This window comes from Haloarcula sp. HT12 (assembly GCF_055271655.1).
The window spans coordinates 422,931-448,909 of sequence record NZ_JBUXKW010000004.1 but is presented as its reverse complement, the minus strand read 5'-3'; the positions used below and the strand labels follow the sequence as shown (position 1 = coordinate 448,909).

At 59.6% G+C, this 25,979-nt stretch carries 25 protein-coding genes; 10 read left to right on the top strand and 15 right to left on the bottom strand.

Going from position 1 to position 25,979, the window contains the following annotated elements; genetic code table 11:
• Nucleotides 1-191: 191 nt before the first annotated feature.
• Together ACY9XZ_RS15155 and ACY9XZ_RS15150 are read right to left on the bottom strand one after the other, a co-directional pair.
• Nucleotides 192-938, bottom strand: coding sequence for a GNAT family N-acetyltransferase (locus ACY9XZ_RS15155; protein WP_463457856.1), 747 nt, complete (start codon nucleotides 936-938; stop codon nucleotides 192-194).
• Nucleotides 939-1,186: 248 nt separating this feature from the next.
• On the bottom strand, nucleotides 1,187-1,702 hold the full coding sequence (locus ACY9XZ_RS15150; protein ID WP_463457855.1) for a hypothetical protein: 516 nt from the start codon (nucleotides 1,700-1,702) through the stop codon (nucleotides 1,187-1,189).
• A 130-nt stretch (nucleotides 1,703-1,832) separates the two neighbouring features.
• On the opposite strand from ACY9XZ_RS15150, the gene ACY9XZ_RS15145 reads away from it, so the two are divergent.
• Nucleotides 1,833-2,108 carry a hypothetical protein gene (locus ACY9XZ_RS15145; RefSeq protein WP_463457854.1) on the top strand — a complete coding sequence of 92 codons (276 nt, stop codon included), beginning with the start codon at nucleotides 1,833-1,835 and terminating at the stop codon, nucleotides 2,106-2,108.
• Nucleotides 2,109-2,165: 57 nt separating this feature from the next.
• Nucleotides 2,166-3,155, top strand: a complete 990-nt coding sequence (locus ACY9XZ_RS15140; protein WP_463457853.1) for a hypothetical protein — start codon at nucleotides 2,166-2,168, stop codon at nucleotides 3,153-3,155.
• Nucleotides 3,156-3,306: 151 nt separating this feature from the next.
• On the opposite strand, the gene ACY9XZ_RS15135 is transcribed toward ACY9XZ_RS15140, so the two are convergent.
• The 3 genes from ACY9XZ_RS15135 to ACY9XZ_RS15125 form a co-directional block, all read right to left on the bottom strand.
• Nucleotides 3,307-3,864 carry a 20S proteasome subunit A/B gene (locus ACY9XZ_RS15135; RefSeq protein WP_463457852.1) on the bottom strand — a complete coding sequence of 186 codons (558 nt, stop codon included), beginning with the start codon at nucleotides 3,862-3,864 and terminating at the stop codon, nucleotides 3,307-3,309.
• An 87-nt stretch (nucleotides 3,865-3,951) separates the two neighbouring features.
• Nucleotides 3,952-4,869: a formate/nitrite transporter family protein gene (locus tag ACY9XZ_RS15130; protein ID WP_463457851.1), complete on the bottom strand. Its 918-nt coding sequence runs from the start codon at nucleotides 4,867-4,869 to the stop codon at nucleotides 3,952-3,954.
• A 181-nt stretch (nucleotides 4,870-5,050) separates the two neighbouring features.
• Nucleotides 5,051-6,058 carry a hypothetical protein gene (locus tag ACY9XZ_RS15125; protein ID WP_463457850.1) on the bottom strand — a complete coding sequence of 336 codons (1,008 nt, stop codon included), beginning with the start codon at nucleotides 6,056-6,058 and terminating at the stop codon, nucleotides 5,051-5,053.
• 764 nt (nucleotides 6,059-6,822) lie between these two features.
• On the opposite strand from ACY9XZ_RS15125, the gene ACY9XZ_RS15120 reads away from it, so the two are divergent.
• Complete coding sequence (locus ACY9XZ_RS15120) at nucleotides 6,823-7,035, top strand: hypothetical protein (protein ID WP_463457849.1); 213 nt, start codon at nucleotides 6,823-6,825, stop codon at nucleotides 7,033-7,035.
• Nucleotides 7,036-7,098: 63 nt separating this feature from the next.
• Nucleotides 7,099-7,362 (top strand): MTH865 family protein, encoded by a 264-nt coding sequence (locus ACY9XZ_RS15115; RefSeq protein WP_463457848.1) that lies wholly within the window; start codon nucleotides 7,099-7,101, stop codon nucleotides 7,360-7,362.
• 105 nt (nucleotides 7,363-7,467) lie between these two features.
• Here ACY9XZ_RS15115 and ACY9XZ_RS15110 read toward each other — a convergent pair whose 3' ends face one another.
• The gene (locus tag ACY9XZ_RS15110; RefSeq protein ID WP_463457847.1) at nucleotides 7,468-7,665 is read right to left on the bottom strand and encodes a heavy-metal-associated domain-containing protein; all 198 of its coding nucleotides are present in this window, start codon (nucleotides 7,663-7,665) and stop codon (nucleotides 7,468-7,470) included.
• Nucleotides 7,666-9,173: 1,508 nt separating this feature from the next.
• Here ACY9XZ_RS15110 and ACY9XZ_RS15105 point away from each other — a divergent pair.
• Nucleotides 9,174-10,772 (top strand): methyl-accepting chemotaxis protein, encoded by a 1,599-nt coding sequence (locus ACY9XZ_RS15105; RefSeq protein ID WP_463457846.1) that lies wholly within the window; start codon nucleotides 9,174-9,176, stop codon nucleotides 10,770-10,772.
• A gap of 65 nt (nucleotides 10,773-10,837) precedes the next feature.
• Here the strand turns inward: ACY9XZ_RS15105 and ACY9XZ_RS15100 are convergent, their stop codons facing one another.
• On the bottom strand, nucleotides 10,838-11,272 hold the full coding sequence (locus ACY9XZ_RS15100) for a universal stress protein (RefSeq protein WP_463457845.1): 435 nt from the start codon (nucleotides 11,270-11,272) through the stop codon (nucleotides 10,838-10,840).
• Between the two features lie 83 nt (nucleotides 11,273-11,355).
• Nucleotides 11,356-12,711, bottom strand: coding sequence for a sulfatase-like hydrolase/transferase (locus tag ACY9XZ_RS15095; protein WP_463457844.1), 1,356 nt, complete (start codon nucleotides 12,709-12,711; stop codon nucleotides 11,356-11,358).
• A gap of 162 nt (nucleotides 12,712-12,873) precedes the next feature.
• Here ACY9XZ_RS15095 and ACY9XZ_RS15090 point away from each other — a divergent pair, with 162 nt between their 5' ends.
• Entirely contained in the window at nucleotides 12,874-13,272 is a 399-nt protein-coding gene (locus ACY9XZ_RS15090) for a ribbon-helix-helix domain-containing protein (protein ID WP_463457843.1), read from the top strand.
• Between the two features lie 157 nt (nucleotides 13,273-13,429).
• Here the strand turns inward: ACY9XZ_RS15090 and ACY9XZ_RS15085 are convergent, their stop codons facing one another.
• Both ACY9XZ_RS15085 and ACY9XZ_RS15080 read right to left on the bottom strand, forming a co-directional pair.
• On the bottom strand, nucleotides 13,430-14,503 hold the full coding sequence (locus tag ACY9XZ_RS15085) for an NAD(P)/FAD-dependent oxidoreductase (protein WP_463457842.1): 1,074 nt from the start codon (nucleotides 14,501-14,503) through the stop codon (nucleotides 13,430-13,432).
• 110 nt (nucleotides 14,504-14,613) lie between these two features.
• On the bottom strand, nucleotides 14,614-15,288 hold the full coding sequence (locus ACY9XZ_RS15080; protein WP_463457841.1) for a ribonuclease HI family protein: 675 nt from the start codon (nucleotides 15,286-15,288) through the stop codon (nucleotides 14,614-14,616).
• An 89-nt stretch (nucleotides 15,289-15,377) separates the two neighbouring features.
• Here ACY9XZ_RS15080 and ACY9XZ_RS15075 point away from each other — a divergent pair, with 89 nt between their 5' ends.
• Nucleotides 15,378-16,583: a PQQ-dependent sugar dehydrogenase gene (locus ACY9XZ_RS15075; RefSeq protein ID WP_463457840.1), complete on the top strand. Its 1,206-nt coding sequence runs from the start codon at nucleotides 15,378-15,380 to the stop codon at nucleotides 16,581-16,583.
• A gap of 141 nt (nucleotides 16,584-16,724) precedes the next feature.
• Nucleotides 16,725-16,901, top strand: a complete 177-nt coding sequence (locus ACY9XZ_RS15070) for a hypothetical protein (protein ID WP_463457839.1) — start codon at nucleotides 16,725-16,727, stop codon at nucleotides 16,899-16,901.
• Nucleotides 16,902-16,991: 90 nt separating this feature from the next.
• On the opposite strand, the gene ACY9XZ_RS15065 is transcribed toward ACY9XZ_RS15070, so the two are convergent.
• Both ACY9XZ_RS15065 and ACY9XZ_RS15060 read right to left on the bottom strand, forming a co-directional pair.
• The gene (locus ACY9XZ_RS15065; RefSeq protein ID WP_463457838.1) at nucleotides 16,992-18,098 is read right to left on the bottom strand and encodes an agmatinase family protein; all 1,107 of its coding nucleotides are present in this window, start codon (nucleotides 18,096-18,098) and stop codon (nucleotides 16,992-16,994) included.
• Between the two features lie 192 nt (nucleotides 18,099-18,290).
• The gene (locus ACY9XZ_RS15060; protein WP_463458097.1) at nucleotides 18,291-19,307 is read right to left on the bottom strand and encodes an AbrB/MazE/SpoVT family DNA-binding domain-containing protein; all 1,017 of its coding nucleotides are present in this window, start codon (nucleotides 19,305-19,307) and stop codon (nucleotides 18,291-18,293) included.
• A gap of 418 nt (nucleotides 19,308-19,725) precedes the next feature.
• On the opposite strand from ACY9XZ_RS15060, the gene ACY9XZ_RS15055 reads away from it, so the two are divergent.
• Nucleotides 19,726-21,288: a high affinity choline transporter 1 gene (locus ACY9XZ_RS15055; RefSeq protein WP_463457837.1), complete on the top strand. Its 1,563-nt coding sequence runs from the start codon at nucleotides 19,726-19,728 to the stop codon at nucleotides 21,286-21,288.
• An 84-nt stretch (nucleotides 21,289-21,372) separates the two neighbouring features.
• On the opposite strand, the gene ACY9XZ_RS15050 is transcribed toward ACY9XZ_RS15055, so the two are convergent.
• Together ACY9XZ_RS15050 and ACY9XZ_RS15045 are read right to left on the bottom strand one after the other, a co-directional pair.
• Entirely contained in the window at nucleotides 21,373-21,849 is a 477-nt protein-coding gene (locus ACY9XZ_RS15050) for a M67 family metallopeptidase (RefSeq protein ID WP_463457836.1), read from the bottom strand.
• Between the two features lie 75 nt (nucleotides 21,850-21,924).
• A complete protein-coding gene (locus tag ACY9XZ_RS15045; RefSeq protein WP_463457835.1) occupies nucleotides 21,925-22,698 on the bottom strand; it encodes a hypothetical protein in 774 nt (257 codons plus the stop codon).
• Nucleotides 22,699-22,964: 266 nt separating this feature from the next.
• Here ACY9XZ_RS15045 and ACY9XZ_RS15040 point away from each other — a divergent pair, with 266 nt between their 5' ends.
• Nucleotides 22,965-24,590 (top strand): potassium channel family protein, encoded by a 1,626-nt coding sequence (locus ACY9XZ_RS15040; protein ID WP_463457834.1) that lies wholly within the window; start codon nucleotides 22,965-22,967, stop codon nucleotides 24,588-24,590.
• A 79-nt stretch (nucleotides 24,591-24,669) separates the two neighbouring features.
• On the opposite strand, the gene ACY9XZ_RS15035 is transcribed toward ACY9XZ_RS15040, so the two are convergent.
• Entirely contained in the window at nucleotides 24,670-25,923 is a 1,254-nt protein-coding gene (locus tag ACY9XZ_RS15035) for an anion permease (protein ID WP_463457833.1), read from the bottom strand.
• Between the last annotated feature and the right edge of the window lie 56 nt (nucleotides 25,924-25,979).

Below are 25,979 nucleotides of genomic sequence, written 5' to 3'. Positions count from 1 at the left end.
AAAGAACCGCCTAGGGACACATCGTCCGGAACGTCACTGGTCCCGGATCCGTATATGTCAGGCCGCGTTTCACACCCACAGCTCGACTGGGGTCATTCGTGCCTGTCGACCCGCCGGTCCCGGTGTTATGACATATACCTCGTCCGGAAAATGAGTGTCTGACGCGTCAGTCGAGTGCTCAGCGACCAGCGTTACAGATACGAGCCATCCCACTCATCGGCGCGGTGGAGGTTCCCACAGTCGGCACATTCGATGCGGTCGAGTCCGTCGGCAGCGACGTCAGTACTGCCACAGCTCGAGCAGAAATACCCGTACGGGTCCGTATGATCCTCGCTCGCATAGGTGGGAAAGAAGGGAGCGTCTCGGCCAGGGATCGTCTCGTCCTGATCGATCGGGCGGTCAGCTCCATCGACCGTGACATACTGAGGGACCGACACTGATGGTTCGTTTGGGTTCTCAGTCCCCTGGCCCTCCGTAAACACCGCCACTGCGAACTCCTCGTTCCCGAAGCTCACCTGGGCATTCCCGTCGTTTTCGAGGCCGAAATCCTCGAGGAATTCGCCGCCCTCAACAGCATCTTCGAGCACTCTGGCAACGAGTGGCTTCCCGTCTTCTGTTGGGAGTCTGTCGAGCAGCGCGGTAGCGATGCCCTCGCCCCGTGCCTCGGGGTCGACGTGGAGCCAGCGGATCGTTCTCTCGCTTCCGACCGACACATCGACGAACCCCTGTACCTCCTCGGTGTCTCCGGCCGCGTGTTCGGCGACGAGCACCGTCGTGTCGGGGTCATCAATGCGGTCAGCCAGCGACTCGGCGTCGAATTCGTTTTCCATTATCGTATCGATCTGCTGTGGACTGAGCGCGTACGAATTCCGGAACGAATCCCGCGCGAGCGTTGCGACTCTTTGACGGTCTTCCGAGTCGGCAGGGCGAATCTCCATGTTCGATTTATTCAACGGAAGGGGATAAGTCATCGCACTGAACAGTAATGGTCGAGCCATCGTATCCACTGTCGCACGCGTCGGCGGATTACCCTCTTTCGCCTTGCCGGCCAACTACACCGGTATCGAGAGTACGTGTGGCGTGACAGGGCGCGCGACTTGGTTACCGGGACAGTACAGGCAAAATCGGATGTGCCATCGGAGGATCTGAACTGCTGAAACCGATGAGGGTGGCTGACCGAGCGTCGCTACTCTGTAGTCCGGGTTCCGAGCCACGCACCCAGTGTGATCCCGTAGAGAACGTGGCCGATGTGGAACGCGAACCAATCGTCAGGGTCGATATCGAGCACCGCCCCGAGGATGGCTTTCTCGCCGACTGCTGATAGGACCAGGCCATAAGCGAGGCCCAGGGCCGTCAGACGAACCTCACCGGAAGGGGACGGTGGACCCACGCCGGATTCCTCCTCGATGGGGTCACGTGACGGTAGTAAGAGCGCAAAGCCGATGCCGGCCAGGATACCGTACACGGCGTGCAATACGAGCGCGATCACAGGGTGATCGTACGGGTCGTCCCCGCTGACGAACGTCGACCAGAATTCGGCTGTCGGCGGGAGCGACCGGCTTACCGGAAGCCGGTAGGCGGTCATCACAAGCGTCGCGACCGCACCGCCCTCGGCCCCTCGTCGAATCCGGTCCCACTGTACACGCTCGGTCGGTTCGCTGGGGTTGGCCTCCGTCTCGTCGGCCGTTTCGATAGTGCTCATCTGGCTGCTCAACGGGTATGTTCACGGTCGGGTGTTAAAATGGTGGGGCACTGTTCGGTACTCCCATGTCTCGCCGATCACATGGCCGCAGGTCTCCGTCGCTCAGCCGGGAACCGACGGAGCAACGCGAATGCTGGCGGAAATTAACTGCGACATACTACGGGTAAGAGTGGAATATTCAGCGTATGTACGGAACGGGCGGGTGGTGCAGGCAACGAGAGATCACGTGGGCCACAGGGTAAACCAGCCGGCGAGGATTGCTGTGGAGCCGATAGTCGCCGCAGAGAGACTATCCGTCGACTCTGTCGTCGACCCGGTTCAGGATACCGCCACGATACTGCTAGCTGTGACCATCATCTACCTGACAGTCTACGGTGTGCCAGTCGGTCATCTCGACAGTGGCTGAGTCGCACTCTGCTATACGCCGCAGTTACTTAAATAACTCCAGTGTGTCCCGAACGGTATGGTTCCCGGTCTCCGGACGGCGAGTTCTGCGGGTAGACGTGACAAACTCCGCAATCGACTCAAAGAGTGGCTGTTCCTCGAGGGCAGCCGGCTTATCGTCGCTATCGGTATTATCGCGGTGTTCGTCGGTGCGCTGGGCACCCTCGTCTCGACCGATGTGATTGCTGTTGGGGCGGACAGTTCCGTCGCCAGTGTGTTCGCAAGCGGCATTATTTCCGGGGTCGTCACGCTCGTCACCATTGCCGCCTCAATAAACCAACTCGTCCTTTCACGAGTGTTCGGATCGCCTGGGAAATTACGCGACCGACTGGAGGGTTCAAGGGACCTTCGCGAGCGCGTCGAGCGGTTAGCCGGACAGTCGTCGAGCCCAAACGACCCTGCAGCCTTTCTATCGCTGCTCGCGACAACGTTGAGCGAACGCGCCACAGCGGCGCTATCGACGATAGAGCAGACCGCTGCAGATTCACCAGCAGCGGTCACCGATGCGCTGACAGACATTGCCGAGTACGGCCGGAGCATCAACACACAGGTCGAAGACGGGACGCCGATCATCGATATTCTCGGCGTCATCGTGGGACCCGAATACGCGACGAACATCACCGCAGTACGACACTTACGCAACGAGTACGGCGAGTCTTTTTCGGCGAACACGCGAGCGGAGCTGGAGGCGGTAGATGAACTCCTTGAATCTATCGCGGTCGTTCGACAGTTCTACAAGACGCTCGCCCTCCAGCAGGATCTCGCCATCCTGTCCCGACACCTAATCTACTCCGGGTTGACCGCACTACTTGTCTCGATCTCTATGGCACTGGTCTACCGGACCGATACCGTCATGCTCTCTCCATCCGCGCTTGCGGTCCTCGTCCCGATAGCGGTGGGTGTCGTGGTGGCCCCGCTTGCGCTGTTTGGCGCGTATATCATCCGCGCGGCAACAGTCGCTTATCAGACGCTCTCGGTCGGCCCGTTCGTCCCACCGGGCGAACGCTGACAAGCATCCCGCTGGGGCAGCGTCGTATTACTCACCGATTCAGTGAGCCCCCGGCTCGGTCAGTTCTCACCTCCGGAGTTGCCGGGGATGTCCACTCAATGGGATGAGATCGGTCAGTGCCCCGACAGCCGTTTTACAGCGGGGTCTCGTCTCACCCCGACTCGCTGTCGTCGCTATCGGCATTCCGAAGTGACCACACTACAATCTCTCCACCGCCATCGGCATCCCGTTTTCCGACAGTTTCGAGCGTCTCTGACACGACCGATTTCGCCTCCTCGGTCTGCACGTCCGATGAAACGGTTTCGAGCCGACCGAAAGCGATCTCCGCTCCGCTTCCCACGGCTACTGGTGTGGAATCAAAGACCTCTCCTTCAGAACCAACCTGGCGGAGACGAGCGGTCCCAGCGGCGTCATGTGTCGCGACGACAGCGTCCACGTCCGCGCTGTTGGCATGGCGTGCAGCGATCCGTGCCAGTTTGTCGATCTCCACGTCTTCTTCGTCCTCGATGCGCGAACTCCGGAGTTCGTTCTCCAACTGTCGGCGAAACTCCTGGATATCGCCCGTGTCTCCGACTGCGCCCGCACCGACACCGTCGAAGTCGAAAACCCGTTCGACGTCCTCGCTGGTGACGTTTCCGTCAGTTACTGCCTGGGAATCCCCGGCTATGACGACACCGTCCTGTGATTCGAGAGCTACTACGGTCCCCATGATCAACCGTAGTTTCAGTTCCCTTGCATAAATATGTCCGGTAGCGGAACCAATAGGTACAGAGTTGCGGCGAGGTGGGGACGACCGTCACTCCTTCTCGTTGAGCCGGGGATCAATCACTCTGACCCGCAACCCCCACTCTCGCCATGAAAGCCGCGGCGATTCACGCATTGCCTCGGGGAATGCATCTACCGTCTGACCGTAGTTCAGCAGCGAGACGAGTCCAACGCCACCGAACGTGTTGCCCGCCAGCACCGGCAGCAGGAACTCAAAAACGACCGTCGAAACCGATGAGACGCCGTGCAGGAGAAGGAACGTTGCGTCGGCCGTCGAGACGACGACGTGGTATAGCCCCGTCGCCGGAATGAGCAACATGAGGAGGTACACGAGGAAGAACCGAGTAACCGATTCACGAGCCGCGTGTTCGAGCCAGACCATACCCGCGACGATAGCCCCGGCAATAACCGCTCGCGAGAAGAGACTCCACGGCGTCTTTTCGAGCGCCTCTTCGCCGAACGTGAGCCCCGCCTCGATAGCCGGCGGATCGAGGACGGCACCGTAGACGATAAACGTGGTCCCGGCGACGACGCCGACGAGGTTGGCGGCTAAGACAAGTCCCCAGACCCGAAACAGCGCTGGAACACTCGCCAGCCTGGTCAGTACCAGTGATACCGGTGTGATCGTCTGTTCTGTAAACAACTGATAGCGACCCACGACGATGTAGAGGAACCCGACGGGGTAGAAGAGGTGATCGACCGGCGTAATTTCGGTACTCGCTGTTGCACCCGCGAGAGCGGCGTGGGCGACAAACGTGAGGGTGATAGCGAAGCCGGCTGCGACACCGCTGAGTGACAGTACCCGCAGCGAAGAGCTGATCTCTTCGCTACCGGTCGCCAGCACCCGCTGGAATATCTCATCCGTTGAGAAGCGGTCAACAACGATTTCGCCCTCCGAGGGCGCCCCGCTTTCCGCATGCTCATTACCGTCAGTATTGTCTGCCGACATGTAACTGGATATGGAAGAGACTGGCAAAGTTATTGTGCCCGTCTCTAATCCGGGGACGCTGCAACCAACGAGAGCAGAACTGTCCTCGCCCGTTGTGTTTTTTTTTATCGAACTGACGAGGTGGCCCTGGAGTAGGCCGGACCGTGGATCGCTTGTCGGAATCGTTCCTGGATTGCTGGGATCACTGAAGCGAGAAGATATCCGCCGACGAGGTCAGGCGGGCGACTGCCGCTACCCGTAGCATGTAGGCAGTCAACACGAGGTACGGCGCAAGCGAGATCGTAAACGTCGCAGCGACGAACGTTTGCAACGGCGGAATGTTGAAGAACCAGAACTCGGGGAGGACGCCGGCGTTGATTGCGAGAATGGTCGTGGCGTTGAGCAGGATGGCTGGGAGCGTGATGAGGAGTAAGGTCTGGGAGAGGCGAGATACTTCTTGCGTGTAGTACAGTGTTTTGAAGTACTCCTTTCCAATGGCGAACAGCTTGAGCGCCTCAATGAGACTGTCGAACCGTTCCTCGATCTCTCTCGATGATCCGTGGGTGGTCTTGAGACTGTGTGACTGTTCCAGTTGGGTGCCGTACTGGAACTCCATGCCTTTCCAGAGGACAGCGAACTCCGCGCCGCTAGTGTTCTCGATGGCTCCGAGCTGATCGGCGGCGTCCGAGAGCGATGTGGCGTGTTCCTCGACTTCCTCAACCAGATCGGATTCCATTCCGTCGATATCGTCGTCCAGCCGTTGTGCTCGTTCCTGAATCGTCCGCGACATAACTCTGAGAAACGATGTCGGTTCTGATGGGTCTTCGCCGGGCTTGGTTAACTCACTCAGGTTCCGACGGAACTTGGCAGCGCCGTCGATGCGGTTTCCCTGATTGTTGACGGAACTCATATCGTGTGAAAGCACGATCGAATTGATCGAAACGACGATCGAGACGAGCAGGATCATGCCACTCAAGAACGTGTTGAGAATCGTCTGGACTGCCGAGGTGTTATTCAAAATGTCCTGCATCTCGAAGGTCCAAACCATCGATAAGATTATGAACGCACCGAACACCATCGTAAGCAGCGCGCCGGTCACGGCCATTCGGTTGGCCTCTAATATCACCCACCGAGAGAGGTTGACCTGTCCGTTTTTCTTCGGCACCGGAAACCAGTCACGCCATCGGCGGACGCCGGGTGCAATTTTCATGTGGCTTCGGTTGCGACGACTCTCATAACTGGACCGGTAACTACTCGAACAATCATGGTTTTTAAACGACAGATGGGGATATAACGGTAATTGCGATTTCTTACCCAAGTCCAAACAGAGCCCTGAACTTTAACCCACCCTCGACTGGACGAGGGAGACTGTGGTCTGGATGGCATTCTGTCTGAAGAACTGTGTTCCGGGAGCGTACCTGACCTACATCTCGACTCTCTTCAAACGGTCTCAATACTGTTTGAAATCGTTCCGGGCCTTCCGCGTCGACCTTGGGTTTCTCTGCCTCCGGTCCGGCAAGCAGACCTGTTTACCCGCTTTTTCCTTGAGGCAAATTGGACAGTTTGTGTCACCCACTCTCAAAATGATGGTGTTGTAATATTCCACACAGATGCGACTAACTATTCTCCAACTACACCGGTGTTAGCCGGGGGATGTACACAGTTTGACCTAAATAACGGACAAACAGAATCTATGGTTTTATATGACCAGAATAGAGAGTCAAATTCGGAATAGTACATATTAATACTCGTTATCTATCTATGTTTTTTCCCAGACCTTCGTAGAAACGGACTCCGTGGATAGGGATGGCTATGTATTCACGTAACGCTGATCTGTTAGATATGACTATGCACAGCCCGAGGCGATGACCCGTAGCGTTGCGATCCATTTTATGATTCGAAACGACGATACTGTGTGCCCATCTCGGCGGTGAATTTAGCAAAATTTAGTAAATTGTTCCCCATAGCGCTTCTATGGCTGAAACGACACTCGCCACGATAGACGAGCTACTGGAGGGTGCTTTCGAGGATGTGGACGATCCGGAAGTCCGATACAAACTCAGAAGTGCTCGACAACTGCTCCAAGTGGTTCAGGAGCGTCAGGATATCATCGATGAGGCCATTGACACGGCCGTCGAGGATGACGAGATCATGAGCAACCTCCGTGATCTCGGCTATACTGACTGAATCGTCACTTGTAACCTGTTGGCATAAAACAAGTCTTTTGTCTCTCTCACCTAAGGTGTCACTATGACAGCGGATACTGCCGAGCAACTCAGGGCGGAACTAGAGGCGGTTTTCAACAGCGCAGAGTATCCAATCGAGGAGCCGATGGAACTGGTGCCAGTTCTGCCAGACGGTCCGAGCACGACGTTTGAGGCAGGTGATGTGAGTGTCGGAGTGATGGATTTCGGCGCAGAATACGCTGCGTATCAAGACTACCCATACGAGTCCGCTGAGGCCCTCATTGACGATCTGATGACCGGCTTTCGGGAAGAAGGACTGTTCGACTGACCGCCACTTCCGTTCACCCCGTGATAGGGAAGTGGTGCCTCGCTAACCGATAGTAGCGAACAAAATTGTCCTGACAACTACTGCACTGACCGTGACAAGCCTGGTTCAGGTCGACGCGTCGTAACCCGAATCTTCCACAGCGGCAACGAGTTGTTCCGGGCTGGCATTGCCGTCGACAATCACCTGGTCGGTTTCTCTGTCGGCTTCAGCGCTCTGGACGCCAGCGAGAGCTTCAATGGCCTCTTCTACGGTCTGTTCACAGTGACCGCAACTCATTCCTTCTACGGACAGCGTCGTTGACATGGCACTTTTCACGAGGGCTGGGCGGAACTTCCGGGTTACGACTTCGGACTAAACCCACAGCCAGCACAGCTGCCAGACAGTACTGTCCAGCTACATCTGTGTCTACATAGCTACATTCCTCCTCATACTGTTGGACGGAATTTCGGACAGCCTGGGGCGATGTCCCTGGGGGGCGTACGGCCGATAGTATCAGCTTCCCTGGTAACTCTGGTTACACTCTCCACGATGGAGTACCGTATTATCTTGGTCAAGCCGAGTGGATTCGCCCGCTTGCTCGTGAGAGTCTCCCCTTCCCAGCGTCATTTAACCAGGGTCCACCAAGCCGATGTGGGCATCAGATTGGCCGCGGCCTGAGCTACACGTACTATCTTCAGTTCCGGGGGCTCCGCGCTGATTCAAAGCCGAAATCGTCATCCACACGCGGCCTCAGGATAAAGAGCGTTTGAGTTGTGACTGAAAGTCACAAGAATTTTTTCTTCGATAGGCAAATCTGAGGGTGGGCTCTGATACCCGGGCTGCCTGTCAGTGTGTCTCCCCCAGTCCACTGACGTACCCGAGTAAAGTGCCTGTCGTCGCGGATGGCGACCCCACTCGGTGGGTTGCACCGGTTCTCCCACCCCCACAGCAACCCACCATTCATTTGGTACGAACGGCGGGTAGTGCGTTCCCCCTGCCGATAGTAAGGAGCTAATTGTGTCGGTTTCATCGGCGGCACGGATTCCTATCTAGCAGTTTTCGGTTGGAGGGATACGGTTCGCGTCAGTGGCGAGCAGTATGCTGTTTCGCCGGTGATTCGGGAATTCCAATTGCGGATATTAGCTCCATTCAAACCCATAAATCTACTAACTTTTATCCCATTATATAGGAGTACTAACACTCTGGAACCAAGCCGTTCCATTGTATAGATCCCACTTGAGGGCAGGATTATTTACTGGAGTCCCAGATATCGCATATAGAGAAACCGAGCGGTAAGTAGATATATAAAACACATCGTATGGGTTATTCCATCTTCGTTAGAAAAACAATCAGATTTTTTATATTCAGATAATATATGAGCAGCATCCTCTTGTAGATAAGCTACTCACAAGACTTTATCAAGAACGAGTCACTGACTTCCTTATACTTCTACACAAAATAATCAGATTTGATAACACTGGGGATAGCGATATATTGTTTGGCGGGCTCTTGAGCGCATGGGACAAAGCGACGTAACAAATGCAGGGCAAGTGAGACAGCAGGATACTGTCGTCAGTAGTGGTGGTCTGCTGTCGACGATTCCTGATGGGAGTTCCATTCCCGACGAGACATGGCAACGCCGACACAAGTATTTCATAATTACAGTTCTTTCCCATATTCCGTTCTTGCTCGCCTTGGGACTAGTTGAGACGTCTCAGAGTCCAGTTATAGGCGCAACAATTCCCTCCGTTCCCACTGGACGGGTACTGCTTCAAATCGGGTTGATTGCTGGGTTCGCCTTTGCAGCGGCAATTCCACAACTCAGCCGTCGAGTGCGAACTGTCCTGGCGGTCACGGGTTTAGCGTTCTGTACCGGCACGCTCGTGCATTTCAGCGGTGGGTACATCGAGGCACACTTTCATTTCTTCATCGCAATCGGTATCGCCGCTATCTACGAGGATTGGATTCCGTTCGGCATCGGCATCGCATATGTGGTTGTGAGCCACATCATTTTCGGGATCATTGACCCCACAGCAGTTTACAACCACACTGCAGCGCAACTGAACCCGATTGCATGGGGTGCCATTCACGGTGGGTTCGTTGCGATGTTGGCTATCTCGCTGACGATTCACCTGAGTTCCATCGAGAGGTCCCGGCAAAAGGCACAGGCTGAGATCGAGCGCGCCCGCGAACGGGCAAACCGGATCGACAACCTCGAAGAAGAGCGCGCTGCAATCGAACAACAGCGTGAGGAAGCCCAACGCCTCAGAGACGAAGCCGAACAAGAGCGTGAAGAGGTGGCTGCGCTCAACACTCATCTCGAAATGAAAGCCGAGATGTACAAAGACGCGATGGAGGAAATGGCGGATGGCGACTTCACAACACGCGTAGATGCAGGCAGTAAGAACGACTCGATGGCTGAAATCGGCGTTGCGTTCAACGATATGGCGGACGAACTCGAAGCGACGCTGGGCGAGATTCAGTCGTTTGCCGCCGCTGTTGATCGACAGGTCACGGAATCTGACTCGGCACTTCAGGAGGTCGCGACAGCAAGCGACGGTGTGAGCGACTCCATCCAGCAGATCGCCGCCGGTGCCGACGAGCAGCGGGAGATGGTTCAAGAGGCGAGCGCGGAGGTGTCGAACTTTTCCGCAGCGGTTGAAGAGATCGCTGCGTCAGCCGATGAAGTCGCACAAACGTCTGCGGAGACGGCAACGATTGCGACCGACGGGCAGGAACTCGCCGCTGACACGTTAACCGATGCCCGAGAAGTGAAGGCGTCAATCGACGAAACGGTGGAAACCGTGACTGAACTCGACGATCAGATGGCGGAAATCGCGACAATTGTGGACTTTATCTCCGACATCGCGGAACAGACGAACATGCTGGCGCTGAACGCGAACATCGAAGCGGCCCGTGCTGGTACCTCGGGAACAGGTGATGCAGGCGACGGCTTTGCTGTCGTCGCTGATGAGGTCAAGCAGCTGGCCGACGAGACACAGGAGTCTGCCGGTAACATCCGAACCCGAATCGAGAGCATCCAGGACCAGACTGGCACCGTCGTTACGCAGGTCGAACGGGCAAGTGACCTCGTCGAACAAGAGATTCGGGCCGTCGAAAAGGCCGTCCAGGCATTCGAACGGGTCGCTGAAAACGCGGCACAGACCGATACTGGTGTCCAAGAAATCAGCGACACGACCGATAGTCAGGCGGCAACCAGCGAGGGGGTCGTATCGATGATCGACGAAGTGGCAGAGATAAGCGTTGATTCAGCCGATGAAACGGAGTCCGTGTCCGCAACGGTTGAGGAGCAAACCGCCTCGATTAACGAAGTGAGCAACAGGATGGATTCACTGTCCGACCAGGCACAACAGCTCGAAACGCTGGTCGGTTCATTCACCGTCAGAACCGACGGCGCTCAGTCACAGTAACTGGCCAGCGCAACCGAAGTCCTAGATTCTGTCTGCCCCTCACAGCCTGTGACTACTGAGTGACCTCACTCTGACTCGGAGATGTTCACAGTGAGCACCGGAACGGACGATTTTGTGACAACCTTCTGTGCTGTACTCCCGAGCATATTCTGTTCGTACGTGTCCGCTTGTGTCCCCATCGTAATCAGATCGATATCGGCGTCGGCAACGTACGAAACAATGCGGTCCGCTGGGTTCCCTCGCAGGATGGCCGTGGAAACCTCGATTCCTTCCTGTTGTAGTGTCTCTTGGACTACTGACGTGGCTTCCTCGCCCTCAGCCCGCAAGTTCTCCAGCACCTCGTCTTGCATCTCGTCATCCATCGACAGAAACGCCCGGTCGTCGACGACATACAGGGCATGAACGGTGACATCCCGCCCGTCGGCAATATCGATCGTATGTTCCAGTACTTCCTTTATTGACGCGCTCCCATCCGTTGGAACGAGAATATCGCTATACATCGTCCGTATAAATCAAGTTGTGACAAACATCGCTTTCGATTCTGTGCTCCCGCGACTCACCACCCTTAGTGCTGAAGGCGGATTCAGAGATAGCCGAGTCGCTCCAGCCGCGACTTGAGATCTACATCGTCAAACCCATCGATATCGTATTCTGCCATTTCGTCTTCCCCGGCAGAGAGGGGCGTGATTTCGAGCGTCTCACTCTGCTCGGCGGAGTCGGCGATAACTGACGACGGCGGCCGGTCGATGGGTGTTCCGTCACTGGGCTCGGAACGGCGGCCCCGTACGACTGCTTCGTACTCATCCGCTCCCCATGCTGCACGCTTGTAAACAGTGTCTCCGGGTCCATCCTGATACACGAGCGACGCGGGCTGTCGGAAGCGGTCCGGTTCGTCGGTGTACTGATCGGCGTACGCCGCCGTCTGACCGGTCGGCGGTGCCTGGTACGCAGTCGTCTGTCCGTCGGGGGCGACGAACCATCCGGAATCGCCTTTCTCGCCGTCGAAGGCAGCCAGGACGGCGTCGGGGAACCGGGACAACGTCGCCAAGGACGTGACCCGACGCCCATCGGACTGTCCGGGGGCCCGAACGACCAGCGGGACGTGAAACAGCTCCTCTTGTGTGCCCATGCCGTGCATAACGGCCGCTGGCTCCGTGGCGGCCTGCGGCGGTTCTCCGAACCCGTCACCGTGGTCCGACGTGATGACCACGAACGTGTCGTCCAAAACACCGCGTGCTTCCAGGTCACCGATAACCCGCTCCAGAATGGCGTCAGTCTGTCGAATCGCCCCGTCGTACAGCGGTTCGAGCAGTTGTCCGACGCCGGCCGGGAGTTGCTCGCCGTAGACGCTCCATTCCCACTTTATCGGGAGTTCGTCGTGCATCGCCCAGTAAAACTCCGCCCCCCACGCATCGTAGGCGTCCCGCGTCGCGTACGGCATGTGCGCGTCCATCAGATTCAGACACGCGGCCCAGGACCCCCTCTGCTCGTCGATCCAATCAGTCAGCTCGTCAGCATACCAGAACCCGTCGACACCGTTGCGGGTCTCGGATGGGTCTCCAACGTCCGTCGAATCGGGTCGTTCCGTAACAACGGTCTCGAAGCTGTCACTGAGGCCGGATGGGTGAACCGTGAGATACGGGTTCTCGGTGAAGACGCCGGTCTCGTAGCCTTCGTCGTGGAGGAAATCAAAGATGGTCTGGCCGGGCAGCAGCCGTTCGGTTATCTGGAGCTCGTGGCCCTCGGCTGGGACACCGGTGAACAGACTCGCATGGGCCGGCAGCGACCAGCTCGCGGTTGTCCGTGCCTGTGTGTACACCGTCGCCTCACGGCCGAACCCTTCGAGAAACGGTGTCGTCCTGCGCCGATGACCTAACAGTGAGGTGTTCGCCGCACGCACGCAGTCAAGAACGACGAGCAACACGTTTGGCCGACCCATTGTCAGGCTTCAGGAGGTAGTCGCGGCAAAAGTATGTTCTGTAATCGCTCTTTTACAGGCCAGTACCGGTAAGCAGTATCTACTCACTTCCGAGGCTGAGCAAGGTGACCGGAACTCCTCGTGAGTATATTTTATATAGGTCGACAGTCTGATGATAAACACGTGGTCAAATCAACGGTCCGGTTTCCCGAAACGGTGATGGACTGCGTCGAGGAGATGGTAGAGGAGGGTGTGTTCTCGAACAAGTCCGAGTTTCAGCGTTTCGCCGTTGAGTACGTCCTTTCCGAAATCGAGGACTACGAACCCGAGATGGTTGATTTCGACGAGCTCCAGAAAGAGGTGTTTCAGCACCAGCCCGCGACAAACGGTGCCGAAATGTCACCGGAGATAAACGAGAACTTCTACGAGAACGCAGCGCGCGTCCGACAGTTCGCTATCCGCGGTGACATCGAGACTGCAGAGGAGTACATCGACACCGCGTACCCGGTGACAGACCCCCGATGTTTGCTCCTCGACGACTTGCTTGAACCCTACCGACAACGCGAAACAAAAGACGAGTAATCCGCGTTCCGTGTCGGCGTCTGTCCCGTCGCATCTTTGATCGGACTGCTCAAAGGCTATTTCCCGTGTGTGGCGTGAGAGATCATCGGACAGGACTCCGTATCTCCACACCGCGCACTAGCGATGTTGATCAGACGAATGTCCGTTTCCCGCCGCGTCAGTCGTCGTCAGCGCGGACCTCTGGTGCCTCAGCCGAGCGTGGCCCGGCGGCATGTCCCTCGTGTGTCAGCGCCGTCGCGAACAGTTCTTCCGAGACAGCGGGGACCTCGGTATCCTCGACTGGTCCCTCGGACTCGATATCGTCGACCGAGCGCGGGTACTTCCTGAGGTCCTTGTGGATAGCAATGCCCGCGTCCGCGCCCTCGCCCATCGCGACCGGGATCTGGTTGTGGCCCGGGGTGAGGTCACCGACAGCGTAGACGCCGGCAACGCTGGTCTCGCCGTGGTCGTCGACAGCCACTGTCCCGTCGTCGTTTCTATCGAGCCCCAGTTCGTCGGCCAGTTCCGCGTGGTAGTTCGACCCGAGCATCGGGAAACCGCCCTTGTACTCCCGAACGCTTCCGTCCTCGAACTCGTAGGCCGATAGCCAGCCGTCGTCGTCGGTCCGCTTGCCGGAAAGTTCCGTATCGACAATCTCGACCGGGTGATTGTCGAGCATCGTCTGCGTGTCGTCGCTCCACTCCGGCGCTTCGCCGCGAGTCAGTATGTCGACGTCCTCGGTGTAGTTCAGCATGATCATCGCGACGTGGGCCGCGGCTTCGCCGGTGCCCATGACGAAGACCGGCTCGCCGACGAACATGAACGCGTCACAGTGGAGACACCAGTGCAGCCCTTTGCCGGTGCGTGGCAGCGGCGGGTCCGGACGCTCGTCGGCGAAGCCGGTTGCCAGGACGACTCGCTTGACTGCCAGTTCGTCGTCGCCCGTCGTCACGCTGAAGCCGTCCTCGTCCCCGTCAGCGAGTGGTTCGACCGACTCGACGAAGCCCCGCTCGTAGGTCCCGCCGTAGTCCTGCACCTGTTCACGCGCCGTCTCCAGAAATTCGTTGCCAGAAACGTCCTCGGTGACGCCGATGACGTTGTGCGTATCGGTCATCATCGCGGCGCGGCCGCCACCGCGGTTGATGACGATCGTGTCCATTCCCAGTCGGGTAGTGTACAGTGCGCTCGTCAGCCCGGCCGGCCCGCCGCCGACCACGGCCACATCATAATCGTACTGCCCATCGGTGTACATTAACGGAGGCTACGCGCTCAAGGAATAAAAACAGCAGAACAGCGGACACCTACACAGGAACCTGCCACCCCGAGAGCGAGACGAACGACCGGGTCGCTGGCAGCCCTGTCTCATCCAGGGCCGAGGGCAGCGATGTCGGCGCCGACCGTCGCTTGCGCATCAGCCGGATTCGGGTCACTGTCGGCCAGGTGCGTCCACTCGTGAGCGGGCAGCGTCGACAGGTGGTCAGTGATCGCTGTACTGTACGGCGTCGCTTGCACAGTGCTCTCGCTGTCGCCCCAGATGTGGTTGATGACGGTCATCGAATCGATGCGGACCTCGACCGACTCCGGGTCACACCGTGTCGCCAGTGCTTGCAGCCCGAGATGGAGGGCGGCGTACTCGGCGATGTTGTTGTTCGTCCGAGAGCCGACCGGACGCCCGAGTCGGGCAATCGGTGTCTCATCCGCCTGCAGCACAGCACCGGCACCGGCCGGTCCGTTACTGTGCGCGCTGCCATCTACGTAGAGAACTACCCGTGACACGGCGGCGTCAGGAACCCCCTGCCGTGACGGGGGTGGACCGCTTTCGAGAAGCTCATCGACTGCGGTCCGTATCTCGTCATCGGTGGTCTCCGGGGCGAAGAGCCCACCGTACCCAGCGACGGCCCCGTTGATCGCATCGATGGCAGGGGTGAGCTCGTATCGATACAGCGCCAGCAGCTCGTCGACCCGTCTGGCCAGCGGCGAGAGCGTCTCCGCCGGCAACCGCGCCCTGTCACCCCCCGGCTGATCGTGACGGTCCATCAATGACGAGTACTAGGCGGGAGCGAGTACAAGACACTTCGCCACAACGGGGCCGTAGTTAACAGCGCCGAGACCGTAGTCGCGGCTACATGGACAGACGGACCTTCCTCGCTGTGAGCGGACTCGCGGTCGCTGGAACACTCACAGGCTGTAGTGCCTCCAGCGACGATCAGCAGGGGGACAGCCCAGCGACGGACGCCGGCCGGACCGACGGTTCCGAGACACCTGTGACTGTCGAGACTGTCGTCGATGGGCTGGAATCCCCCTGGAGCATCACGCCGCTGCCTGACCGTTCACGATTGCTGGTCACAGAGCGCGTCGGCCGCGCGGTGCTGGTCGATCCAGCGGACGGGACAGCCACGTCCGTCACCGGCGTCCCGTCGGTGTACGCGAGCGGCCAGGGCGGGATGCTCGATACGGCGCTCCATCCCGACTTTCCGGACCCGGCCTGGGTGTATCTGACATACTCAAAGGCCAATGACAGCGGTGCGTCGGCGACACATCTGGGCCGTGGTCGCCTGAACGTAGCCGATGCGCAGTTTGAAGCGTTCGAACAACTCCACGTCGCGGAACCGTTCGTCGACTCCGACGGACACTTCGGCTCCCGGGTCGTGTTCGGCCAGGACGAGTTGGTGTACATGACTGTCGGTGACCGACAGTTCAAGGACTTCGGGCCCGACCACGTCGCGCAGGACAGGACAAACGAGCTCGGGACCACGCTTCGACTGACGCCCTCGGGTGGGATTCCCGATTCGAACCCTTTCACCGACGACCCGGACGCGGTCGATTCGATATTCAGCTACGGCCACCGCAACGCCCAGGGAATGGCCGTCCAGCCCGACACCGGAGCCATCTGGCAGACCGAGTTCGGCGAGCAGGACGGCGACGAAATCAACATCGTCGAACGGGGCGGCAACTACGGGTGGCCCATCGCTGACGAGGGCTGTACCTACGGCGGCGGCGACCCAATCGGCGTCAGCCACGCGGACCGCGACGACGTCGTGGCGCCAGTGTATTCGTGGGACTGCGGGTCAGGGGGGTTCCCGCCCAGTGGCGCGACGTTCTACGCCGGTGAGGCCTTCCCGGAGTGGACCGGTGACTTGCTCGTCGGCGGGCTGGCCTCGCAGTACCTCGCCCGGTTCACCGTCGACGGGCGCACAGTTCAGGAAGCGACGCCCCTCCTTGCCGACCGAGGGTGGCGCATCCGTGATGTCGCGGTCGAACCCGACACCGGATACGTCCTCGCTGCTATCGACTTGCCGGACGCTCCTATTGTGCGACTCCGCCCGGCCTGAATCGGGTGATTGAGGGACAACTGGTGTGGGGGCCAGCGACCCATGGCCGGAATTTTGAACACCGATTATTCATACCGATGTAGATCCGAGCAGTTCGCTCCGTACCGCGTCATTTTTGCTTGTGAGTCCGCTACGTAGGCCGTGGATCAGACTGCGATTCTGCACACCGCGTTCGGAGTACTGATCGTCGCGGGGTTCCTCGTTTCGGGCCAACTCCTGAGCTATGGCCTGTACGGACTGGGGGCGGCGTGTTTCATAGCCGGCATACTACTCGCACGACGAGAGGACGACGGGTCCGAAGCCGCCGATAGCATCTGATCTCGGGAATACGACACGGAATCCGGTATCAGGTTAAGATAGAGTGGTTTGCAAGCCTGTACCGCTCTATCGATACGAACACCTACGGGGTCAGTCGTCGGCGGGCGTCTCGGCTTCCTCCGTAGGGCCGAGCGGTTCTTTCGGCTTGATCGGGTCGCCCGATTCGAGCCCCTTCTCGGCGAGTGCCATACTCCCCATCACCTCGATGATGAGTCGGTTGGCCAGTCCGCTGGTAACACCGCCGTTGTAGGAGCTACTGTCGCTTGTGTCGTAGGCCGGCGAGACCTCGACCACGTCGAAGCCGAAGTTCTCGGGGTCGAGCGCCTTGACGACTTCACGGACCATGTAGATGGCTTCCCGCGGGATGAGGCCGCCGGGTTCGGGTTCGCCGGTACCGGGCGCGTAGGCCGGTTCCATCACGTCCACGTCGAAGGAGACCCACACGGCGTCAGTGCCGTCGGTGGCGCGCTGGACCGCGTCGGCGACGATATCGTCGAGGTCCATATTGCCGACCTCCATCGAGGTGTACCACTTCATGTCGGCCTCTCGCATCTCTTCGTAGGTGTCCGGGCCGGGCCAGAACCCGCGCGGGCCGATGAGGGTGTAGTTCTCGCCGGCCATGAGGTCGTCGTCGAAGACGCGCTTGACCCACGCACCGTGGTCGTACTCGAAGCCAGTCAGTCCCTCGTCACCGGTATCGGCGTGACAGTCGAAGTGAATCAGCCCGATGTCGTCGTAGCCGTTCGCTTCGGCCCACCCCTTGATATCGGGGTAAGAGATGGAGTGGTCACCGCCGATGACGATGGGCGTCGCCTGCTCGCTGATCTCGTAGACGGCGTCCTCGATGTTCAGTTGACTCTGGCGGGTGTCGCCGGGGGAGACAGCCGCGTCGCCGGTGTCGGCGACGCTGAACGTGTCGAAGGGGTCGATGCCGGTCTCGATGTTAAAGTGCTCGTAGGGAGGCGAGGGGACCGTCGAGGCGGCCCGAACCGCACGCGGGCCGTAGCGAGTGCCCGGACGGATGGTGGTCGCCGTATCGAGTGGCGCGCCGAGAATACCGATGTCGACGTCCTCCTCGTCGAGGGCGTCGCGGTCGACCTCGGGGAGTTTGAGGAAGGTCGGGATGCCGCTGAAGATCGGTTCGTTCGCTTCTTTGTGCTTGTCGCCGTAGATATCGTCGCCATTTCGGTCAGTCATGATTTCGTAGTTTTTCGGATTCGAACTGGTCGAACCCAGCGCGTTTGTCGACATAAGTAGATGCTTGAGAACTACTGAAAAGCGTTCCTTCGGATGTGTAAAACCCACTCCTATGACCACGAGTGGACATGTACCGTTCGAGTTTCCTTAAGGAATTTAATGACACCGTCGCCCGACAGAGCCTGACGGCGATTACTCCCCAGTGACCAACGAGGGGTCGTTTCGGAAGGCCAGATGCGTCGCAACCGAGAGACTGTCGCGGGCGTGTCTGGCGCTTCGCTCCAGCAGGACGACGGCGCGTTGAAGTGCCAGCAGCGGCTCGGGGCGCTCGGCTTCGAGGTGGGCGTTCAGGTCGGCGATCCGGTCGTCGACCAGTTCGAACGCGTCGCGTGCGTCTTCGGTCGCGTCGTAGTCCGGCGTCGTCACCGCCGACCGGGTCGCGCTCGCGGCATCGTCGAGTGCCTCACCGAGGTCGGTGAGCTTCGATGCGGTCGTCGGGTCTGGCGTCGCCGACTCGCTGGCCAACCCTGCGATCTCGATGGCCGTGTCGGTCATCAGCACGACATCCTGTGCGACCGACCGGTAGCCGATGAGGGGGAAGCCGGTCTCCAGCCCGACAGCCTGATTCAGCCGCGGGTTCCGGTAGATGGTAAACACCAGGCGCAGGAACAGGTAAAACAGCTTCTCGACCTGTTCCTGGCGGCTGTCCAGCGTCTCGACGAGGGCAGTGTCGCCCTCGATGAGCGCAGTCAGTGCGTCCCCGCGTATCACCGCCTCCGTGCGGCTGAGCCGACCCAGCAGCGTCGGGAGGTCGAAGTCCTCCGGCGCGACCGAACACCGTACCGTCACCGTGGTTTCAGCCTGTTCGACGATACCGAGCCCCATTAGCCGCCGCTCGGCGCTTATTATGGCATTGCGGTGTTCGATGCCCAGCGGTGTTGTCGCCTCGACCCGGATGAGCTGTCGGCCCAGAACGTACTGCGTGATGATGGCCCGCTCCAGTGCGTCGGCGGTCAGCGCGTCGGCGTCGATGGTCGCCTCCACGTCCTCGATGGTGGGCTGTTCAGGGACAACGAGGAGCGACCCGCCGTTCTCGTCGCGTTGGACGATAACCTCGTCACCCTTCGAGATGTCGTGTTGGCGCGCCCAGTCGACGGGAACCGTCACTGCCAGCGTGGAGGAGCCCAGCTGCTGGACCTTCCGTTTCATTCGAATCGGGTCGGGTGTCACTGTCTAGTCCTCCTTTGGTTTCGAGGTATGTCCATCGAGTTCTCTACCTGTTGTCCGATTGGAGCGTATTTTCTACTTTGGGTTGATACAAATACTCCATTGTCGAGCAGAAGTGAAAGAAATTGCACTCCCAGCCGACAACAGTGTTAAAACAGTTCTAGGAAAATCAGGCGATAGATACTGTACATGTGTCCACCTATCTGTGCCTACAGTCCATGGGCGTTGCGGGATAACTCTACTGTGTAAACAATACTGTCACAACTCCTTTATACAGTGCTCAAAACGAAACTCATGTGACTGATAACCGCCCAAACCAAAATCGAACCGGGCCTAAAAATGTGGAAACGAGAGACAATACCGAGTACATCTGTTCAATCGTCAGTTGGGGGTGGTCGCCGTGAGCGTCATTCTCTATGGCCTCACTGCCACCATCGTGACGATGATGGCCATCGGGTTCTACGTCGCCAAGAAAGTCAACGGGGACAGCATCAACTACATCGTCGCCGGTCGGGGGCTCATCCTCCCGCTGGCCGCGGCGACGCTGATGGCGCAGTCGCTCGACTCGAACGCGACGCTCGGAAACACCGACCTCGCGGCCGGTTTCGGCTTCTGGGCCGGTGCGGCGCTGCCCGTCGGGCTGGCGCTCTGTCTGTTCCTCACCGGGCTGTTCTTCGCGAAACCGATGAACCGGCTCAACCTCACGACGCTGCCGGACTTCTACCGCCGGAAGTACGGCCGCACCGCCGAAATCGTCGCGAGTATCATCATGTCAGTCGCCTACGCGTTCCTGCTGGCAGGGAACCTCGTCGCCGGCGGCTACCTCTTCCAGATTTTCGTCGGCACGAGCTTTCAACTGGGCGTGTTCATCATCGCCGGACTCGTGCTCGCGTACACGGTCGCCGGGGGGCTGTTCTCGGTCGCCTACACCGACGTGATCCAGGCAGGGGTCGCGTTCGTCGGCTCCATCGCGCTCATCGTCTACATCACGGCCAACTATGGTATCACGATTCCGTCCGGAATGGGACCGACGAACCTCGGGCAACTCACCGACCCGAGCCAGGGGGCGTACATCAACCTCGCAACCATCGTCGCTCTCGGCCTCGGTGACATCGTCGCCATCGACTTCATGGAGCGCGTGTTCGCGGCTGATAGCCCCGAAACCGCACAGAAAGCCTGCTTCATCGGAGCCGCCGGCACGCTCATCATCGGCGTCCCGTTCTCCGTCGTCGCGCTGTCGGCAAACCCGATTCTCGCCTCGCTCGGCGTCGAGGCCGGGAACCAGGCCGTGCTGTACACCCTCCTCCAGAACGCCATTCCCCCGTGGCTGGCTGCACTTGTCCTCGCCGGCATCGTCGCCGCCTCGTTCTCGACGAGCGACGGCGCGATACTGGGCACGTCGGCAGTCATCGCCCGGAACATCGGCAACATCCGTGTCGACGAGGAGAGCGCTGGCAGCCCGGCGACGGCTGCGGACGGCGGCGTTGACGAGGGCTTCTTCGGCTCGGAGAGCGACAAACTGCTCACCGTCACGCGCCTGATGTCCGTACCGATCACGCTGCTTGGCGTGTTCCTCGCGATACGGGTGTCCGCGACCGGGATGTTGCTCGTGCTGGCGTTCGACATCATGCTGGCCGGCGCGTTCGTCCCGCTCGTGATGGGGCTGTACTGGTCCGATATCGCGACCACGCCAGCGGCGCTGGGCTCGATGCTCGCGGGCTCTGCGACCCGGCTCGTGCTCTTCGTACTGGTGCCGACGACCTACGCCTACGAGAACACGCTCCTGTACATCCCCAACGACATCTTCACCGCCGCCTTCGACGGCCTGCCGACGTTCATCGCCGCCGCGGCCGGTCTCGTGGCGTTCCTCGTCATCGCCTACGTCACCAAGGACGACTACCCGATATACAGCGTCGAGAAACAGAGCAATCCCAACATCGTGGCCGGCGGCGAAGAGGACTGAGCCGAGGGTATTCGCGCCCTGCCTGTCGATACTGTTCTCGCCCAGTACACAGCAGTGCCGATTCGATGCGCGCCTACAGCCACCTCAGACAAGCCGGGGCAGTCGGGTCGTTTCCTCGGCGGACTCTTCCGCCGTCACGGGGACCTCTCGCCAGTTAACCACGCCCAGTCGGAACAGCCGGTAACTGTAGGGGTCCCCGTGAGGGGCAAACACGACGAGCGCAAAGCGGTCACGGATGTTTCGTCGATCGGTACCCGTTAGGCCGGACGGCGTCGACGCCGACGTGTGTGAGTGATAGAACACGCGAGGCTCCGGCGGCACGTCGTCGGTGGCCGTGGCGACGAACCGACGCCGCGGTCTCTGAGAGACGTTGTCGAGGGGGACGTGGGCGGTCGCATACAGTCGGTCGTCCTGCCGCGTACACGCGAGGTAGCCGCCGGCCTCGTGGGGGTGACTCGCTGCGATATGTGCCGCTATCCCGTCCCGAATGTCGTCGGGAATTGTGAGGCTTCTGACCCGGTGACTGAAACGCACAGTACTACGGTTAGGTGATGTAGCCATAGAGGTGTTTCGACTGGCCGACCAGTGGATTCGGTGGGTACCGCCATCCTACAGTGACAGACGGGGGAGAGCGCTCTATGAGACAGCAAATACGCGGGTATCGGCAGCGATTTCGCGGGCAAAGTCGGCATCGGACGGCCAACTGCGGACCATCGACGAATGGACCGTTCTACTGACGGTTTCATCGGCCGGGACCGGAAACCGGATCGCCGCGTCCGCATCGGCAGCGCTGTCGTGTTTCGCGACCGCACGAAACACCCCATCGCGGTCGCCACGGTTCTCGACGGTGAGTTCGAGCGCTGTCTCGCCGTCTGCTTCAACCACATTCGCATCATGGAGATGAAACGCCGGAGCGACTGCGAGCCGGTCAGTGACGGCCTCCGGGAGCGTCCAGGCCGGCCGCTCCCCGGCCTGCAGTACCAGCGCGGCCTCTGTGACGGTTTCTACCGGCATTGACAGTGTATAGATTCGGTCATCACTGATTAGCCAGGTCCGTGCAGCAGCGTCGATGACGGTGCCATCAATCCGAGCCTGGAACTGAATATCGAACTCGGGGTCGGCGTCGTCCGGGATCTGGCCCGCAAGCACGAGCATCTGTGCGTCCACCGGCTCGTACACCTCGCGATAGAGGTGGTGGTGAATCACTGACCGCTGTACAGTCACTGACTCGACGGTGACTGTCCCAATGCCATCCACCAGCACTTCGTCACCGAAGCTGTGGTCGGCGTCCGCAGCCGATGTTTTGCGGTCTGTCCGGGTCGTCCCTGTCTGGGGACCGTCGGTCGTGACACACCCCGCTGCGGAGAGCGCAGCACCACCGAGTAACTGGAGGGCATGGCGGCGTTGCATAGCTGTATTTTTAAACCGATCAGTAAATCGCTTGTGTGTGCGGCTGGATGACATGTGGGCGATCAGTCGCTGATAGTCTCAGCGTCGATCAAAATTCCACGAATGCGACACAGAGTAGCGTTGACCCTGAAGCCGTGTATCGTGAGCCGCTCGTGTTCCGACCTCTCGCTCAGAGTCCCGTCTAATGTGGGTTCACCCGTTGCCCCCGCTGTTTGCTTTGCCCTGCAGGGAGTGGATATTATGGTTCCGACACTTGATGCCGAAGTATGGACCGGCGAACCCGGCTCACCGTCTATTATCTCGCTATCGTCGTCAGCGTTCTCTCCGGGTTCGTAGTTCTCTACAACTACGGGATGGCCACGTGGGAAGGGCGGCCCCAGCCGTTGTACCGCTCTGTCGAGGTCGTCGTTCAGACGGTCACCACCGTGGGGTACGGCGGGGACGCCCCGTGGACGAGCCCGCAGATGAACTACCTGGTTTCACTCATGGCGCTCTCGGGGCTTGTACTCATTTTTGCGGCTCTCCCGGTGCTCGTTGTCCCGCTCTTCGAGGACGCGTTCACCTCCAGTGCACCCTCCTCGGTTCGCGGGCTCGATGACCACGTCGTCGTCTGTAACTACGGGCCCCGTGAAGAGGTCCTCATCGACGAACTCACCGCGCGTGGCGTCGAGTACGTCATTATCAAGGAGGATCGAGAGGCAGCGGACGAACTCCACACATCGGGGTATACGGTGATATCCGGAAACCCCGAGTCAGACGCGGCCCTCCGACGTGCCCAACTCGAGCACGCCGACGCACTGATCGCCAACGTCGACGACGAAACGAACCCGAGCGTTCTCCTCTCGGCTCGCGAGGTCAATCCCGACGTACGGACAGTCAGCCTGACCGAAGACCCGACTACCGCGGACTATCATCGGTTCGCCGGGGCCGATCACGTACTCTCGCCGAAGCAAATACTGGGCAAACAGCTCGCGGGCAAAGCCATCGGCACGTTCGACCCCGGAGCCATCGAAGCCGTCGAAATCGACGAGGACTTCGACATCGCGGAGTTCCCGCTCCAGAACGGGAGCGAACTGATCGGCCAGACCATCGCCGAGAGCGGTATCTTCGAGCGGACGGGTGCCGCCATCATCGGGGTATGGGTTCGAGGGGATTTCCACAGTCCACCCCCGCCCGATACACGATTTGACGCCCGAAGTGTTCTCGTTGCGACCGGCAGAGAGACGGAACTCGAACGGTTGAAGCAGATGACTCTCTCCGAGGGCCGGCACCGCCGGGGAGATGTCGTCATCGCAGGGCTGGGTGTCGTTGGACGGTCCGTCGCGACCGCACTCACGAGGGCCGGGTTCAACTACACGACCATTGACTCTGACGATGGACCGAACGTCAACGTGGTCGGCGATGCGACAGAACGAGAATCGCTCCGTGAGGCGAGTATTATCGACGCCGGCACTGCCGTCCTCGCGTTACCGGACGATACGGCTGCGATTTTCGCGACGTTCGCGATTCGTGAACTGAATCCCCGAATAGAAATCATCGCCCGAGCGAGTGAACACGAAAACGTGTCGAAACTGTACCGCGCCGGCGCCGACTACGTGCTCTCGCTCGCGGCTGTCAGCGGTCGAATGCTCGCGTCAATCGTGCTTGACGAGGAAATCCTTTCACCGAGCACGCAACTGAAACTCATACGGACAACGGTCACGGACGCTGTCGGAAAATCGCTCGCTGATGCAGACATCCGTAACCGGACTGGCTGTACCGTCGTCGCCGCCGAACGAGACGGGCGCATCATTACCAACCCCGAAGCGTCATTCGTGATCGAATCCGGGGACGAACTCATCGTCGCTGGAATCGACGAGAACATCAGTCGGTTTCAGTCGGCGTTCGTCTGATAGGGTTCCCTGCGGACCGAGGACGATCACTGCGTCAAGGACTCTCCAGATCAGTTAAACGCCCGGTCGGGTGACCAGCTCACAGCAGGAGAGCGAAGAGTAGGTACGACCCGACGACAGATAGCGACGGCGTGAGGATCCAGAGAATGACGATTCGGCTCGTCGCTGCCGGATCGAACAGGTTCTCAGCGGTTAGCTCCTCGATGTCTTCCTCGCCGATGGAGGGGACTGAGGGGGACTTCTCGTACTGCTCTTCGGGATTGGGGGACTCCCGGGATGCGAGTTCGCCCACAGTTGGGCCCGCCGGTTTCTCATCCTCGCCCGACGGGGCGGCGAGAGCGCCAGTACTGAAATTCGGCCCCGGCTTGGATTCGGACGGTGGCGCAGCGAGTTCCGTAAGCGTGACGGCGCGACTCGCCCGGCCCCATCCCAGGCCGATGATACAGCAGGTCGTGCTCACTGCGAGGCTCGCCGGAATACCGTAGTACGAGAGGATGGTGATGATCGTCGCACCCACGGAGGAGACGATGAGGGCCGCCAGAATCGGAAGGTCGGTAATGCCGTCGCCGACGGTTGCGAGAGTGCGTCTAGCGATCGTGAACCCACCGAGGCTGATAGCCGCGACTGCGAGGAGTACGCCCTGATCGATGCTGACGGCACCGTTACCGACCAGCGGGGCGACTGCGTTCGCAGCATTCGAGGCCCCCGCACTGAAGCCCATGTAGCAGGCAATGCCCAGCACCAGCGCCGACCCGATGAGGTCACGGGGGGACGCGTTTCTGTTGAAGCGGATGCGGGGGAACCGTCCCGACCGGTCGATCTGTACCAACTGCCGTTCGAGGCGAGTAAAGGACAGGCGAGCCTCGAGTTGCGGATAGGCGTACCGGCCGATTACCGCACCGATGACGAGTCCCATGAGCGGGGCGACAATCCACGCGGAGACGATTGTGAACATCAGCGCCTCGTTGAGCGACCCCGTCGCGAGTCCGAGCCCCACGATCGCCCCCACAGCCGTCATCGAGGTCGAGGCGGGGACGCCATACACGTTTGAGACCAGTAGCGAGAGGCCAGTGAAAAAAAGGACGCCGACACCGGCTACTGGGGTGAACTGTGCGGCCGGTACGATCCCCTCGCTCATCGTGACGATGACGTTGCGGCCGACCGTCCACGCCCCGATGAACGCGAACACGCTGAAGAGTGCTGCCGCTGTTACCTTTCTGACCAGTTTGCTCCCGACGGCTGGCCCGAACGCGACGCCTGTTGACGAACCGCCGATGTTGAATCCTACGAACGTAGCGACGAGTAAGCCGAGGATGAGAAGCAGCGAGACCATGACGGTAATCCTATACGCACTATTTCGGTTACGGGCATAATGGCCTGCTCATCTGT

Coding starts and splice junctions, on each gene's coding strand:
- ACY9XZ_RS15155 (WP_463457856.1), bottom strand. CDS start 938: ATGGAGATTCGCCCTGCCGACTCGGAAGACCGTCAAAGAGTCGCAACG.
- ACY9XZ_RS15150 (WP_463457855.1), bottom strand. CDS start 1,702: ATGAGCACTATCGAAACGGCCGACGAGACGGAGGCCAACCCCAGCGAA.
- ACY9XZ_RS15145 (WP_463457854.1), top strand. CDS start 1,833: ATGCTGGCGGAAATTAACTGCGACATACTACGGGTAAGAGTGGAATAT.
- ACY9XZ_RS15140 (WP_463457853.1), top strand. CDS start 2,166: ATGGTTCCCGGTCTCCGGACGGCGAGTTCTGCGGGTAGACGTGACAAA.
- ACY9XZ_RS15135 (WP_463457852.1), bottom strand. CDS start 3,864: ATGGGGACCGTAGTAGCTCTCGAATCACAGGACGGTGTCGTCATAGCC.
- ACY9XZ_RS15130 (WP_463457851.1), bottom strand. CDS start 4,869: ATGTCGGCAGACAATACTGACGGTAATGAGCATGCGGAAAGCGGGGCG.
- ACY9XZ_RS15125 (WP_463457850.1), bottom strand. CDS start 6,058: ATGAAAATTGCACCCGGCGTCCGCCGATGGCGTGACTGGTTTCCGGTG.
- ACY9XZ_RS15120 (WP_463457849.1), top strand. CDS start 6,823: ATGGCTGAAACGACACTCGCCACGATAGACGAGCTACTGGAGGGTGCT.
- ACY9XZ_RS15115 (WP_463457848.1), top strand. CDS start 7,099: ATGACAGCGGATACTGCCGAGCAACTCAGGGCGGAACTAGAGGCGGTT.
- ACY9XZ_RS15110 (WP_463457847.1), bottom strand. CDS start 7,665: ATGTCAACGACGCTGTCCGTAGAAGGAATGAGTTGCGGTCACTGTGAA.
- ACY9XZ_RS15100 (WP_463457845.1), bottom strand. CDS start 11,272: ATGTATAGCGATATTCTCGTTCCAACGGATGGGAGCGCGTCAATAAAG.
- ACY9XZ_RS15095 (WP_463457844.1), bottom strand. CDS start 12,711: ATGGGTCGGCCAAACGTGTTGCTCGTCGTTCTTGACTGCGTGCGTGCG.
- ACY9XZ_RS15085 (WP_463457842.1), bottom strand. CDS start 14,503: ATGTACACCGATGGGCAGTACGATTATGATGTGGCCGTGGTCGGCGGC.
- ACY9XZ_RS15080 (WP_463457841.1), bottom strand. CDS start 15,288: ATGGACCGTCACGATCAGCCGGGGGGTGACAGGGCGCGGTTGCCGGCG.
- ACY9XZ_RS15075 (WP_463457840.1), top strand. CDS start 15,378: ATGGACAGACGGACCTTCCTCGCTGTGAGCGGACTCGCGGTCGCTGGA.
- ACY9XZ_RS15065 (WP_463457838.1), bottom strand. CDS start 18,098: ATGACTGACCGAAATGGCGACGATATCTACGGCGACAAGCACAAAGAA.
- ACY9XZ_RS15060 (WP_463458097.1), bottom strand. CDS start 19,307: ATGAAACGGAAGGTCCAGCAGCTGGGCTCCTCCACGCTGGCAGTGACG.
- ACY9XZ_RS15050 (WP_463457836.1), bottom strand. CDS start 21,849: ATGGCTACATCACCTAACCGTAGTACTGTGCGTTTCAGTCACCGGGTC.
- ACY9XZ_RS15045 (WP_463457835.1), bottom strand. CDS start 22,698: ATGCAACGCCGCCATGCCCTCCAGTTACTCGGTGGTGCTGCGCTCTCC.
- ACY9XZ_RS15040 (WP_463457834.1), top strand. CDS start 22,965: ATGGACCGGCGAACCCGGCTCACCGTCTATTATCTCGCTATCGTCGTC.
- ACY9XZ_RS15035 (WP_463457833.1), bottom strand. CDS start 25,923: ATGGTCTCGCTGCTTCTCATCCTCGGCTTACTCGTCGCTACGTTCGTA.